The following is a 14,548-nucleotide window of genomic DNA, read 5'->3' on the forward strand; positions in this document are numbered from 1 at the left end:
AAAATTTTATTCGATTTTAATGATGATAAAAAATTTACAAAATATTCTGGTTTTTTATGTCAGATGAGGTTTTTGGTTCATTTTTTGAATTAGTTATCACAAAGTTATTCGAAAAATACTCCATTTATGGATTAGTCCTTAAGTGGATTTAAACCGATTACATAATACAATGAAAACCATACCAGCACAATTACCCATGATCCTCCATTACCTGAATGGGGAATCCGGAAAAGAGAATGTAAAAGAAAGTCTTGAAAAAACCTATGAATGGTTAAGCTATAAGCTTTCTCGTATCGCAGATCATGAACAGGTAAAAAAACTAAAAGCTAAACCATATGATCCGCAGGTGCAGGAACAATGGAGACAAATCCTCGAAGAAGCCATAGCAGAAGAAGATCTGTTTTACAAGGAATTGGAGGTGATGTTATATGAAGCAGTAGAGTTTATACAAATCAATGATCCAAAGGGGTACCAAACTTTGCTAGCGAATCAAAATAGCCTCAAAACTGAAACTAGTAAATCTGAAAAGTAGGAGTGTAGGTATTTGACCACACATTTAAATCATTTTCTCTACGGAAGAAGTGCAATTCGTTATTTCCAGAGATAGGTAATGTTCCTCTGATGGGCAACGAGTACTACGGTTTTGATAGAATTTCGTATGCGATGGGTTTGAAACTGTAATTATTAGATTGCTCAGCAGAACAAGCTGTAAGGCCAATGATTAAATCCATGGTCGCTCTGAATAATACATAATCTCCTGGCTTACTCATAGGCGGTTCTACACTAATGGTTCCGTCAGGAGCCAGTTGCACGTTCATGAAAATATTGAACGCAGTAGGTATATCATCAGCATCGATACCGAATGGTTTCAAATTTTTTTCCAGGTTTTCGAAGCAACTGGGATGATAGTGGGGGTTATCATAAAGAATATGAAACGTTTCGGGACTGCATGGGGCCAGAAGAAAATCATTTCTCCCATTGGTATCTTCGATTATTTCCATCATTTTCTGGCTTCTATTGCTCCATAGATGATGTCCTTTCGTGATGAATAGGGTGCTTTCAAAGTCCAGGGTTTTGCCCGAGGAGAGTTTCTCCCGTTTATCATTAGCACTAAAAGCCACTAAATCACTTACTTGCTCTCCTTGAGGATCAATCACCTTTAAAAACGCACCTTTTTTAAGATAAAAAGCTACCCCGGACTGTTTTTCAATCATTTCCGTCATACCTTTTCTTTTTCAGGTTGAATATTTTCATTGTGAAAGGGACATTTCCAGTTTTTTTCTACCCTTCTACCACTATATTGAGGGGCCTCCTGTCCCTCTCCGAAGTCTTCAAGCATGGGATTAATAGATCCCTGGTAAGCCAAATCCCGGTCTCTAATTACCTTTTTCATATTTTCAAATTGGTCATTTTCCCTCAACTTATCAAATTGCCGGTGTAAATTAAAAGCCATGGCAGGATAGCTTATTCTTCGGGCAAGCCTGCTGGCCTTAGGGTGTAGTCCTACAATAAAAAAGGCTGTCCCTCCAAAACTAAAGCTGAAATTATCGTCCTCTGGATTACTACTCACCGACGGATCCCAATTGTCTTTATGACCTTCAAAATCATGTAATTTTTGTAGTTGATCCCACAGCCTTTGTTCAAAATCCAATTCGGAATCGATTTCATCTGTAAAATACGCTATAAAAGTAAGGTAATCGCTATCTGCGTCAATGGTTTCTCGCGTATATTTTTTTAAATCGATACTTAACTGTTGCGTCGTTTTTTCCGATGCCATTCCTTCATAAATACCCATTCGGTATTGGTCCGTGTTGATAGATGCTTTTGCACCTACACAGGGATATTTGGGGTCAGCAATTTTTTCATTCAAATCCTTATGGATATCCTTGATGCGATCATTTTTACAACTGCCGATATCTTTAGGAGTCCAATAAGTCGGATGGGCATTGTTGGTTTTCATAAAATGCATTGGGTTTTGATGGTATTAAACCGGATCGTTTCAAAATTGTAAAACTTGTTGCCATTAGATTATCCAAAGACTACATTTTGATATGAGAAATTACAATTCCTGTGCCAGCACATGGAAAAGATACTTTTATGGGAAATTCACGCCAGGATAAACCAATGCGAGAACTAATTCGATTCCATTAATAATTGGAAATTTTTTTGGCTTAAAATAGGTACGAAATATGCTAAGGGTTCATTCGGAAGGATATAAATGATAAGTGTATTTCAATTCCCTACAGCTTAACCCAGATAAAAAAAATGAATACAGATTTGATGTTAAATTTTCTGCTTGCCATGATAGCCATTGTCAACCCCATTGGCTTGGTACCGATTTGGTATGAATTGACTGGTGATGCACAACCCAAGGTGAGGCGGAGAATAGCCTTTATGGTAGTAGGAACCGCATTTGTTATCTTGTTGGTATTTGTAAACGTTGGGAATTTTATATTGGATTTCTTTTCCATTGATATTGAAGTCTTTAAAATTGCAGGAGGGTTTTTATTGTTGCTTACTGGTATCTCAATGGTAGAAGGGCAAGCCAGCAAGTTATCGGGAAATCAGGAAGAGGGTGATACCAATACAGAATTGGCCACGCTGCGATTTGAAAAAGTGCTGGTACCCCTAACCATTCCGATGCTGGCAGGTCCGGGAGCCCTGACCACCGTTTTACTGTTCAGCGCACAAGCACAAGAGTTGATGGATTATGTCGGTAATTCGATCGTTTTGGTATTAAGTTATGCCTTCCTTTTTCTCGTTCTTATAAGTTCTCCCATTCTGGAGAGAAATGTACATAATTTGGCGTTTGTCGCTTTTACTCGAATTTTCGGCGTTATAGTCACTGCCATAGCGATGCAGTTTATGGTAGAAGGCCTGGGAGATGTCTTCCCTAATTGGCTGGAGGGAGATTCAGCTGTGGAATAATCGTAACAAAATGGCTTGGATTGGCTACAAAGAGGATGAAACAGCATAGGCTTGATCCAGGAGATGCATTGCCCTTGCAAAAAAAATATAATGGATCATTTTTTCCTTTCCCGATTACCGTTGGCTCTTTTTGAGTTGGTAAAAGACCTCCAAAAAGACACGCTGATTTGAACGCCGGAGTAGTATGGAGTAAGCTCAATAGGGTTTGGAACAATTCTGGCAATAACGCAACTTTTATTGCCAACCTAAAATAATGAAAAATGCGAGCGATGAATTACAGGGGTCCTAAGCGGATCAGGATTGAAGAGAAGCCCATGCCTGAAATCCTGCATCCTCAGGATGCTATCGTCAGGGTAGTCCGATCTTGCATTTGCGGTTCGGACTTGCACTTGTATAATGGCAACGTCCCGGACACACGAGTGGGTTCTACCTTCGGGCATGAATTCGTAGGGGTGGTGGAAGAGCTCGGAATCGGGGTTCGTAACCTCAAAATCGGTGATACGGTCATTGTACCCTTTAATATCTCCTGCGGGGAGTGCGTATTCTGTAAACAAGAATTATACGGCAATTGCCAGGAAGCCAATCCCCAATCCTCGGCAGTCGGAGGCATTTTTGGTTATTCGCATATGGCTGGGGGCTACGACGGCGGACAGGCAGAATATGTCAGAGTCCCGTATGCTGATGTAGGCCCTACCAAAGTACCTAAGGGTATCGATTTGGATGATGCGGTATTATTGACCGATGTGGTGCCCACTGGCTACCAGGCCGCTGAGATGGGTGGTATTCAAAAAGGCGATACGGTGGTGGTTTTTGGGGCAGGGCCAATAGGAATCATGGCCGCCAAATGTGCCTGGCTTTTCGGAGCAGGCAGGGTGATCGTCATCGATCATGTCGAATACAGGTTGGAATTCGCGAAGAATTACGCAAACTGCGAGGTTTATAATTTCCGCTCCATGAAAGACCCGGTGCAAGCTATAAAGAAATTAACCGATGATTTGGGCGCAGACGTGTGCATAGATGCCGTAGGTGCAGAAGCAGCCGGGAATGCTTTCCACACCATCACAGGCAGAAAGTTATTATTACAGGCAGGTTCTGCCACCGCTTTGGAGTGGGCTATCAATTCTGTCAAAAAGGGAGGGATCGTCTCTATAGTAGGAGTATACGGGCCCACGGGCAATTTCGTACCTGTGGGCAACATTGTAAACAAGGGCATTACGATTAGGGCAAATCAGGCTTCTGTAAAGCGCCTGCTTCCCAAATTGATCAGGCATGTCCAAAATGGCATCATCAGTCCCAGGGAATTAATCACCCATCGCCTACCCCTGGAGGAAGTAGCAGATGCCTATCGCATCTTTTCAGATAAATTAGACAATTGCATTAAAACTGTTTTAATACCTTCTGCAAAATAGGAATACCATGGAAAATAAAGATCATATCAAAGGATGGGGAATCGATGCGGATGCAAAAAACGATCCTACCTATCCCATAAAAAAGAGGTTGGAAAAAAAGGATCAAACCGGCAAAACTCCTGAACAGCAGTCAAAATTCGTTGAGGTTTTAACCTCTGTGGAAAGGCCTTCCATATCTGCGGTTTTCGGTGATTCGGTGCCACCATCCGGATTAAGTGGAAGGATTCGGAGGTTTGCCTTTGAATATGGAGAAGGTGCATTCCTCCATTGGCTTCCATTAATTTTTGCAGATAGGGTAAATGAGATCGAAGGAATTATAGAAGACATCAAAAAAGGAGCCTTTCCTGATATTTTATCAGAAAGAGGAATGAAGGCCTCCTGGAAATACAATAAAAATGGCGTCATAAAAAAAGCTGTCCTCTTTACTTTTGTTTCCTTTGTTGCCATCAAATTGCTATCAAGGAAGAATTAAGGTAAATACCATAACACGCTTTTATTTTATAAAAAAACCGGCTCATTAAACCAGTTTATAGCCGTTTTTTTATGCCCGATAGAAAATAATTACTTTTGAACCCTTTCAATTTCGGAAAGATGTACCAAATATTCGGTCAGGTTTTTCCACTGTATTTTTTGAAATCCCAACCAGCCTCCTTCGGCCATCAATGTATTGATCCAATCTCTGTTGGAAGCTTCTTTTCCTTCATTATTGATGTTCTCCTCCTTTCCGATTTCATACGCAAATAGAAGCCTTCCCTCTCGTTTAATCCGGAAGGTGCTGGTAGCTTCCTCCTTAAAAAAATGAGCCACTTTTTCATCATTCAGGTTGCCTTCTTGTGGCTTTTCACTGGGGCTGACCACAAACTCCGCCAATTCTTCCTGATCTACCAGAGAAATTACTTTCACCCAGTTTTCAGGTACGGGACCGGGTAGGTTGATCAGGATATAATCTACGATGGACACGCTTTTTCCTGTTTTCTGGCTGCCATTTGGACCAAACAATTTAAATTCACTAGTAATACCGGGCATTTGGGACCATAGGTTAACATCAAATAATTTTTCTTTCGAACGTCTAAAGGCCTCCCTGGCATCCTGCAAAGTATTGAATTCATTCGTACTGGAAAACAACTTATCTTTTCCTTCTTCCCCTTTCAGCACGTTGATTTCCTTTCGGAATTTTTCTTTAATGGATTGTATCAATCTGTATAGTTCCATCATTTTGAGAATTAATAAACGAACATTACTGGAATTAAAACAGCAACTATTATGCTGAATGATAAATGGAAAATTAATGTTGTTTCCGCCTTGAGTAATTTAAAAAGATACTGATTATTTAGGGTATTGATCCAGTTTCAGAGATGGTCTCTATTCAGTGTTAATTAAAGTGCCTAAAAAAGAATTGTACCCAATTCCTGGGCACAAATCATCACCTCTCAATAAAGGTCTATTTTATTTATAGCTTTAAGGTTATCTTAGAACCTTTAATTTGGAATAGAGCGTTTTGCGGTGAATATTTAATATTTCCGCCGCTTTTGTTTTATTAAAATTTACCTTTTGAAGTACTTCCATAATTCTGGTTAATTCGGCCCTTCGGGCAGCCGATTTGAGATCAGGATCTACCGATTCCCGGTTTACCGACTGCGATTCGGTTTTAATTTCCGATTTCCCATTCAATTTTCTGGTGACAGCGGTAGCAAGTAACCCATGTGGCAAGGCGTCTTTATAGATGAAATTGTCTTTTTCAATAAACAAGCAGGAACGCCGGATAATATTTTTTAACTCTCTGATATTTCCGGGCCATTCATAATTATAAAATATATCCTTCACTTCCTCTGAAAGCTGTGGTTTCTCTATTCCTAATTCTTCACTTGTCTGTTTGAGAAAATAATCGATAAACAAGGGAAGATCAGAAATCCTTTCCTTTAAGGTCGGAACTTTTAATATAAATTCACTTAGCCTGAAAAATAGGTCTTCACGAAAACAAATAGCGCCCGACTTGACGATCAAGTCTTCGTTAGTAGCTGCAATAACCCGTACATCGATGGGAACTTCGTTGACTCCACCGATTTTCCTTATTACTTTTTCCTGAAGGGCTCTGAGCAAAGCCATTTGCGTTTCCAGGGATAGGTTAGCGATTTCATCAAGGAAAATCGTCCCTCCATTGGCCAGTTCAAACAATCCCGTTTTTTTGGAAATCGCTCCGGTGAAGGCCCCCTTTTCATGACCAAAAAGCTCACTTCCTGCAATTTCTTTGGAAAGACTTCCGCAATCGACGGCCACAAATGGCTTATCGGATCGATTACTTATCTTGTGAATATGCCTGGCCACCGCCTCCTTTCCAGTGCCGGTTTCTCCTTCTATGATAACGGTGAAATTGGTAGTTCCCACTCTTTTTATTTGACTGATCATCTCCAGAGCTTCTTTGCTTTTACCAACCACAAAGCCAAATTCATTACAAGTGCCATTTTCTGGTAATTTGGCCTGTTTCTCCGAAGCGGATATTTTTTGAACCTGGGAATCGTGTGGCTTACTACAATCCCGAACCGCTTCAAGCAATTCGTCCGGGTTCAGCGGCTTCGATAGGTAATTGAAGGCTCCCCGTTTGATTAAGTCCACTACGTTTTTCAAATTAAAATCCCGGCTCATGAAGATCATGGATATAGCGGGGTGGCTTTTCAATACTTTTTCAAAAAAGACCGCACCAGCTAAATCAGGCAAACGGTATTCGCTAATAATAATATCAAACTTGCCCTTGTCAATGATATTCAGAGCAAGATTTCCCTGCGAAATGGTTTCAACCTCATAATTATTCCGAGAAAGTAATTTTTTTAAAAGTTCACAATTAGAAATTTGATTATCAACAACTAATATCTTTTTCATATCTTATAGGAATTTAAGGATTTCGTTTAAAGTAGCGATTAAATGAATTAATACATTACAAATATAGTGATGGAAATGCCTCATTGTGTTACAATATAATCTCGTTTAGTTACATATTTCCACTATTGATTTCATAAATTTCATTTAAAAACATATAATAATGACGGTAAAACGATACTTTTAAACCAGGTGAATCTTACTATTCCAAAAAAATAGTAAGGAAAAATATCTCATAAACCATTTGTTCCATAAAGTTAGCTGTTACTTTATCAACCTCATTTTATCATACTGATTACCAGATTAAGCCTGACTGTAACCAATAAAAATGTCCCCTGTAATGTAAAACCAGATACATGTTTAGGGAATAAACGAAGAAAAAAATTCGTGAGCAGGGCCCCGCATTAGGTTGGGCATCCATCTTGATTTAGAAAATTGTTAATGGTATTGAATTTATTTATAATTAGAAGAAGATGGATTTTAATAGCTTGTTTCTAATTTTCCTTGGGTTTTCTATTCTGGTAATCGTCGTAATAGATATTTTTCTAACGGTTATACATTTAGGTGGGGGTGGTATCCTGTCTAAGCCTTATTCCGTAGGCATCTGGAGGATTTTTAAATGGTTTTCTGGTAGCAACCCGGAATCTGTAATCTTGAATTATGCAGGGAGCGTCATCTTGGTTTCTTTGTTCTTTTTCTGGATTTCTATCATCTGGTTGGGTTTTAGTCTAATTTTTTTATCAGATGATGGGTCTGTTGTCGACTCGATTACGGATGTAAACAGCAATGAAGTCGGGAAAATTTATTTTGTCGGTTACACGCTAACTTCACTGGGAAATGGAGATTTGAAATCGGGATCAGATTGGTGGCGAATTATGACCAATATTATGGGTATGGGGAGTTTGTTTTTTGTCAGTCTTGTCATTTCCTATCTTTTGCCCGTGCTGCAAACTGTAGTTGCACAGCGCACACTTGCCACTTACATCTATCAATTGGGCAATACACCGGAGGATATTATTCTAAATGGATGGAATGGAAAGGACTTTAGTGCTTTGCACAAACGATTCAGTACCCTTGAAACCATGATATTAAAGTTAAGCGAGCAACACCTGGCCTATCCTATCCTTCACTATTTTCACGCGGACAAACGGGAATATGCCGCCCCACTAAATTTGGCCAAACTAGATGAAGCACTTACCATTCGGGAAATTTACCAAATGGATAAAAATACCGATAACTTCAATTGGGTGCCAATAAGGCGATCACTGGATAATTATTTATTAAAAATGAAAGGGAATTTTATAACTTCTTCCCCCGAACCTCCTCCGTTTGAGTATCCAAGAATACCGGCGTTTTGGGGTGATTTGACCCTATCCGACAGTGCCTTTCAAAAAAAATTGAATGAACTGAAGGAGAGAAGATGCCTGCTATTAGGGTTGGTCGAAAAAGACTTATGGCATTGGCAGGATATAAACAAAGCGGAGGATTTACCCCCAAATTGACAACTAGAAAAAAGGAGCGTCCCGAATGGAACATTTCCGGTTAGAATGGGCCCTAATGGTTCTTTTTGATCAGCCTTTTCGCAATACTTTACGACTTAGGTTCTGTTTCTGCAGTCTTCTGCCTCCCTCAGTCCTCGGAACTTGAGGCCTCCTGATTGCCTTTGAGGTCAGCGTGGTTGGAGATTATCGGAGGAAGCGGCACCTTTACTGGGGTTTACGGTTACGGTTCTACTTCCCGTTCCAGTTTTATCAAACGCTCTTATCTTCACTACACCTTCCAATGGTATCGGCATTTCGTACTTTCTGGAAGCGGCGCCAGGTTCGCTGCCATCTGTTGTATACCGGAGCTCTAGCCCCGGGAAATTCACATTCGCCTGAAGGGTATCGTTTTCTACCTTCACACCTGGAGGAGCGATTCGGTAAACATACCCCCCGTTCCAGCGGGCCAATTTGGGATATTCCCTTTGAGCAATGGTGTTGGAAAACCGATTCCAGCCTTTTTCAATTGCTCGATCCATCAATTCCAGATCATCTTCCCGCTCCCATTCCCGCTCCTTAGCCCAGGCACTCTCGGCAAAGCCCAGTAGCTTAGGGAAAATGTAATATTCTGCCATTTCACCACCTTTAACGGTCTCTCCCCAAAGCTGCGCTTCCAAACCCAGGATATTTCCTCTTGCGTCCGGATTTATTCGGACCATCTCCTTAAATTCCACTTTTCGGTCCAATTTCCTTCCCATATTGGTCGTATAGGTGGTTTTAAACCAATCATAGGGAGCAAAGGTCCAGGCATTTTTAGTATCTACGAACCCCGCCCAATACAAACCCGGTTCGGTAGGGTCGTTGGAATAGGCCAGGTCAAAGTAAAAATTAGATACGTTACAAAGCACTACTTCGTACCCCTGGTTTGCCAGTTGGTAACCCATGTCGGGGTAATCAAAAAGGTTATTCCAAATATAGGGTATGACCTTTCTCCCCACAAATTCCGGATTGGGCCGATAATTCCCTGTTTCATCCTTTATCAAGGCCATTTCTTCCCAAACATGTACTTCCAGGTCCCGTTTTTCCAGTCGCTTCATTAGTTCCCGGAAAAAATAGGCCTGCAGGTTTTTGGGATCCTTAATGTCCGGCAATTCCTTCAACAAGGAATCTGCCATGGGAGATTGGGTCCAGGAACCCTCTGGCACTTCATCTCCACCTGCATGCATTTTTTCTAATTCCAAGCCTGCCTCCCGGTACATAAGGTCCAGTTCGTCCACTACCTTTTCATAAAACCGATAGGTGGATTCCCGCGCCACACTGACTACGTTATCCTTATAAGCCTGAGCGGACAAGTATTCCGATTGGTCCTCGGGATCAATCAGCCTGTATTCTTCCGCTGCCGCTTCATCCCCTGCCTCCATAAATTTCAGATACCTGGCTTCCATGGATTTAATGGCAGCCCTGGCATGCCCGGGAAAATTCAACTCGGGGATGATGGTAATGTGCCGGTCTCTGGCATATTCGAGTAGGTTAATAAATTCTTGACGGGTATAAAATCCACTGCCATGGCCACCAGCGGCATAGGCTTTCGGACCAGAACCATATCCGGGGTGCAGCGCTGCCTCGTCCACTCCCTTGACATGCTGTCGCTGCCCCCCTACTTCAGTCAATTCCGGAAGTCCTGGAATTTCCAATCGCCATCCTTCATCCTCAGTAGTATAGAAAAGGAAATGATTGAGCTTGTAATGGGCCATCATGTCCAGTGCTTTCTTAATGGTTTCCTTGGTTTGAAAATTTCTGGCCACATCCATGTGCAAACTTCTGAAGCCAAATCGGGGTGCATCGTCTATGCGAACGAAGGGGACTTCCAAGGGCAACTCCTTAACCAGGTAAATTTCGGGTCCAAGTAAGGCCAGCAGGCTCTGAACGCCATAAAAAACTCCAGCTGCATCCCCACCCGTTATGACAACGCCGTCTGCCCCAACCTCCAGCTGGTAGGCCTCCTTTTGCTTCCCATCCACTTGAATATCAGCAATGGAAAGCAGAATATCTGCTTCCTCTCCCTCACCGGCTTCAATCACAAGGTTTATTCCAGACAGGTTTTGGAGTTTTTCGTTCAGGTAAGTGGCCTCATTTTCCAGACCCTCCTGATAGGTGATGGTCATTCCTGAATTAATTTCAAATACTCCTTCTCCCTTTTCCAGAAAATAAGGCGAGGGTATGATGGGTAAAAGATCAGATGCCTCAACTAACTCCACTTTTTCATTGGCCGCAAATTGGCTGGACGGACTGTAAGGGCTTTCCTCATCAGCGGTTCCTCTGAGCAGTTGTTCCTTCCTTTCAAAGGGCCTTACTTCCCAGTTGCTGACAGGAATGGTGGCCAGCTCCTCTTCGTCTTCGCCATAAAAAACAAAATACAGCCCCATGGGAGCATCGGTCTCCTTGATAACTCCCTCTATTCCTGTATAAGCCACCTCTAGTTGCTCCCCACTGCCCAGGTAAAACCCTTCCCTAGGAGTGAGTTGATACCAGTCCCCGTTAATATGGGTGATATCCGCCTCCGAGCTGCTAACGATCATTCTTGGAGACATGTTGAAAAACAGCGCCCAGCCTTCATCTTCCAAGGCCTGATCTCCATTATTTTCGATTAAAAACCGCGCGTCAAATTGACCTTCTTCCTCGGTAAAATTACTGACCAACTCCCACTCCAAATGAAGTTGATCCACGGTTTGCTGCCAGGAAGCTTCTTTCTGACAGGCAATAAAAAAAATGCTTATGCTGAGGAGCAGTAAGGAAGAAATGCTTTTATTCATAATTCAACAGATTTAAGTAGCCTTATTATTACCTGGATTGGTATTAAATTGACTATTGAACGAACCTAATTTTATTATATGAAGCCAACGAGTACCCGATTAATCTCCCTGGATGCCTTGAGGGGATTTACCATAGCAGCCATGATTTTGGTCAACTACCCCGGAACCTGGGACCACGTGTACCCCTCCTTGTTGCATGCATCCTGGAATGGCCTTACCATGACTGATTTTATTTTTCCCTTTTTCTTGTTTATCGTCGGCGTATCCGTTGCCATTGCCTATACCAAAAGGCTTCAAGGTGGTTTTCCCAAGTCAGAAATGTACAAAAAAATACTGATCCGCTCCTTGAAAATATTCATCGTGGGCGTTTTTTTAAACCTCATCCCCAATTTTGATTTTTCCGACATGCGCATCGCCGGAGTACTGCAGCGCATCGCCGTTGTCTTCCTTGCCTGTGCCTTTCTTTTTTTAAACAGCGACTGGAAAAAGCAAGCCTTCCTGGCAGGAGGCATCCTATTGGTTTACTGGCTTGCCATGACGCTGATCCCCACTCCCGACGAAGGTGTAGTCATACTCGAACCCGGAAGAAATCTGGCGGCATGGATAGACAGAATCCTGCTTCCGGGCAAAATGTGGGAAGGATCCTGGGATCCTGAGGGACTTTTCAGCACCCTTCCGGCAATCGTAACGGGGATTTTAGGAATGTTGGCGGGACATATACTACTCTCCGAAAAAAACCAACACCTGAAAGCAAACTATTTAATGGCCTTAGGTTTACCCTTGGTATTACTGGGATTGTTGTGGGCGCAGGTATTTCCCATCAACAAACACCTCTGGACCAGCTCCTTTACGTTGGTGACCGGCGGTGCAGCTTTTATAGCCCTCGGAGCCTGCTATTTCCTGGTAGACATTTTAGGAAAACAAAAAGGGACCAGCATAGGGATTATTTTTGGTGCCAATGCCATTACCGTTTACGTACTGGCCGATGTGCTTTCACTGGTATTTTATCGCCTGGAAATAGGGGGACAATCCCTAAACGTTCATTTTCTGAATGAATTCACAGGCATAGGGCTTTCCCTGAAGTTTGCCAGCATGCTGTATGCGCTTCTATTCGTAGCTATCAATTTTATCCCGGCGTATTTACTTTACCGACGAAAAATATTTATCAAATTATAAGCGTATGAAGTCCTGCCTTCCTTTCCTCTGTTTTCTGGTATACATTGGGTTTTATAGCCACCAGCCTCTTTCCATGGCCCAAACAGGAAGCATTCATGAACCAGTGCGTTACATTGGAGGAACCAGCATCGACCCAGACGTCCATGAGGGCCGGCTCAGGTATGCGGTGGGTGTAGAAAGCAGGCAGACGCTACGGGTAAACCGAACCCAACCCGAGCTGGCAGGTGGATTCAGTTGGACCTACAGTCATGCTTCCAACCTGGCCTATTGGAAGGGCACCTTTTACCAGCAGTATTTAAGCAACCCAGTGGACGAACACATTGCTCCCGGCCAAACGCTGTTGATTCGCTCAGAGGATGGGAGGAAATGGTCCGACCCGGAGATGCTTTTTCCTCCCTACCCCGCCCCGGAAGGAGTACGCATACCCGAAGGCTACGATGGCTACATGATGCACCAGCGAATGGGATTCTATGTCAGCAGCAAGGAAAAAATGCTCACCCTGGCTTTTTACGGGCATTCGGAAGATCCCTTCGAAGAGGGAGGTATTGGAAGGGTAGTACGCGAAATTAACGAAGACGGAACCTTCGGCCCGATCTATTTTATTCGCTACAGCAGTCATACCGAATGGAACGAAAGCAATACGGCCTTTCCTTTTTACCAACAATCTACGGATCGGGCTTTTGTAGAAGCTTGTGAGGAACTTCTGGATCATATCCTAATGACACTACAGTGGCGGGACGAAGATAATGGACTAGATGGATTCTACACCGGTGAGCGGGGTGGTTCTGCCTTCTCCTACTATACCCGGAAAGACGGTAAAACCATTGGCTTCTGGAAGCGATCAATGACAGCGATCTCCAGTGATGGGGGTGAAACCTTCTCGCCATCCGTCAAGGCCCCTTCCCTTACCATGGCCGGAGGAAAGGTTTGGGCTCAGCAAACAAGCGACAGTCGTTATGCTTTGGTATATAACCCTATTGACATCGACGAATACCGGTATCCATTAATTACCATCAGTTCGGACGACGGAATTATCTTTGATGACATGTTACTGGTGCAGGGAGAGGTTCCTCCCAGAAGATTCTATGGGCGCTGGAAAGATTTTGGTCCCTGCTACGTACGGGGAATTGTGGAGGGCAATGGAAATCCTCCCGGAGAAGATATGTGGCTCACCTACAGCATGAATAAAGAAGACATGTGGGTAAGCCGTGTACCGACTCCCCTCCGACATGCCGTGACTGGACCCGTTGCGGATGATTTTGATACGCTGCCTCCTTTTGGAGTCATCCCGGATTGGAATATTTATGCCCCCCTTTGGGCACCGGTAAATGTGGTCTCCTCCCCTTCCGAAAAAGGTATGGTGTTAGAGCTAGGGGACGAAGACCCCTACGATTATGCCCGTGCCATCCGGGTGTTTGAAGAAGGACAGGAAGTTCGTCTGGAATGGGAATTCATGACGGCCTCCACAGGAAACGGCCAGCTTGAAATGGACATTACCGATCGCTATGGCAACCGCCCGGTACGTATCCTGCTGGACGAGGAAAGGAATCTCAGCTATTGGGCCGGGCATGAAAAAAAAATGATCGGAAAAGTTGAACCGGGCGAATGGCATAAACTCTCCCTGCAGGTAACAGCAAAGCCGTATGGTCATTTTTCTCTCAGCTGGAATGGGAAGGAGATAGCGGATACCATTCCCCTGACAGTAGCGGTAAAATCGATCGAAAGGCTCTCGTTCCGCACGGGCCCTTACCGCGACCTACCTGGAAGGAAAACGCCCAATGAGGATCCGGTTCCACCATTGCCGGGAGCAGACGAAAAAGTACCTTTGGCCCGTTTCCTGATAGATAATGTTACCATTACCCATTGA

12 protein-coding genes are annotated in these 14,548 nt (G+C 43.1%); 7 read left to right on the plus strand and 5 right to left on the minus strand.

What is annotated here, in order from left to right:
- Positions 1-169: 169 nt before the first annotated feature.
- The gene (locus tag GKS34_RS18310; protein ID WP_163386436.1) at positions 170-532 is read left to right on the plus strand and encodes a hypothetical protein; all 363 of its coding nucleotides are present in this window, start codon (positions 170-172) and stop codon (positions 530-532) included.
- Between the two features lie 103 nt (positions 533-635).
- Here GKS34_RS18310 and GKS34_RS18315 read toward each other — a convergent pair whose 3' ends face one another.
- Together GKS34_RS18315 and gntA are read right to left on the minus strand one after the other, a co-directional pair.
- Positions 636-1,223 carry a DUF1989 domain-containing protein gene (locus tag GKS34_RS18315; RefSeq protein ID WP_163386437.1) on the minus strand — a complete coding sequence of 196 codons (588 nt, stop codon included), beginning with the start codon at positions 1,221-1,223 and terminating at the stop codon, positions 636-638.
- Positions 1,220-1,960: a guanitoxin biosynthesis heme-dependent pre-guanitoxin N-hydroxylase GntA gene (gene gntA / locus GKS34_RS18320; protein WP_163386438.1), complete on the minus strand. Its 741-nt coding sequence runs from the start codon at positions 1,958-1,960 to the stop codon at positions 1,220-1,222. The genes GKS34_RS18315 and gntA overlap by 4 nt, the downstream gene beginning before the upstream one ends.
- Before the next feature lie 305 nt (positions 1,961-2,265).
- Between gntA and GKS34_RS18325 the strand changes: the two genes are divergently transcribed.
- The 3 genes from GKS34_RS18325 to GKS34_RS18335 all read left to right on the plus strand — a co-directional run bounded on the left by GKS34_RS18325 (position 2,266) and on the right by GKS34_RS18335 (position 4,809).
- The gene (locus tag GKS34_RS18325; RefSeq protein ID WP_163386439.1) at positions 2,266-2,928 is read left to right on the plus strand and encodes a MarC family protein; all 663 of its coding nucleotides are present in this window, start codon (positions 2,266-2,268) and stop codon (positions 2,926-2,928) included.
- Positions 2,929-3,188: 260 nt separating this feature from the next.
- Positions 3,189-4,337 (plus strand): zinc-dependent alcohol dehydrogenase, encoded by a 1,149-nt coding sequence (locus tag GKS34_RS18330; RefSeq protein WP_163386440.1) that lies wholly within the window; start codon positions 3,189-3,191, stop codon positions 4,335-4,337.
- A 7-nt stretch (positions 4,338-4,344) separates the two neighbouring features.
- Positions 4,345-4,809 carry a hypothetical protein gene (locus GKS34_RS18335; RefSeq protein WP_163386441.1) on the plus strand — a complete coding sequence of 155 codons (465 nt, stop codon included), beginning with the start codon at positions 4,345-4,347 and terminating at the stop codon, positions 4,807-4,809.
- A gap of 89 nt (positions 4,810-4,898) precedes the next feature.
- Here GKS34_RS18335 and GKS34_RS18340 read toward each other — a convergent pair whose 3' ends face one another.
- Positions 4,899-5,552: a hypothetical protein gene (locus tag GKS34_RS18340; protein ID WP_240459360.1), complete on the minus strand. Its 654-nt coding sequence runs from the start codon at positions 5,550-5,552 to the stop codon at positions 4,899-4,901.
- Positions 5,553-5,801: 249 nt separating this feature from the next.
- Positions 5,802-7,214: a sigma-54-dependent transcriptional regulator gene (locus tag GKS34_RS18345; protein WP_163386442.1), complete on the minus strand. Its 1,413-nt coding sequence runs from the start codon at positions 7,212-7,214 to the stop codon at positions 5,802-5,804.
- A gap of 470 nt (positions 7,215-7,684) precedes the next feature.
- Between GKS34_RS18345 and GKS34_RS18350 the strand changes: the two genes are divergently transcribed.
- On the plus strand, positions 7,685-8,713 hold the full coding sequence (locus GKS34_RS18350) for a two pore domain potassium channel family protein (protein ID WP_163386443.1): 1,029 nt from the start codon (positions 7,685-7,687) through the stop codon (positions 8,711-8,713).
- Between the two features lie 167 nt (positions 8,714-8,880).
- Here GKS34_RS18350 and GKS34_RS18355 read toward each other — a convergent pair whose 3' ends face one another.
- Positions 8,881-11,505 (minus strand): family 20 glycosylhydrolase, encoded by a 2,625-nt coding sequence (locus GKS34_RS18355; RefSeq protein WP_163386444.1) that lies wholly within the window; start codon positions 11,503-11,505, stop codon positions 8,881-8,883.
- 78 nt (positions 11,506-11,583) lie between these two features.
- Between GKS34_RS18355 and GKS34_RS18360 the strand changes: the two genes are divergently transcribed.
- Positions 11,584-12,681 carry an acyltransferase family protein gene (locus GKS34_RS18360; protein WP_163386445.1) on the plus strand — a complete coding sequence of 366 codons (1,098 nt, stop codon included), beginning with the start codon at positions 11,584-11,586 and terminating at the stop codon, positions 12,679-12,681.
- A 4-nt stretch (positions 12,682-12,685) separates the two neighbouring features.
- A complete protein-coding gene (locus GKS34_RS18365; protein ID WP_163386446.1) occupies positions 12,686-14,548 on the plus strand; it encodes a sialidase/neuraminidase family protein in 1,863 nt (620 codons plus the stop codon).

The organism is Cyclobacterium jeungdonense (genome assembly GCF_010994275.1).
Classification (GTDB): domain Bacteria; phylum Bacteroidota; class Bacteroidia; order Cytophagales; family Cyclobacteriaceae; genus Cyclobacterium; species Cyclobacterium jeungdonense.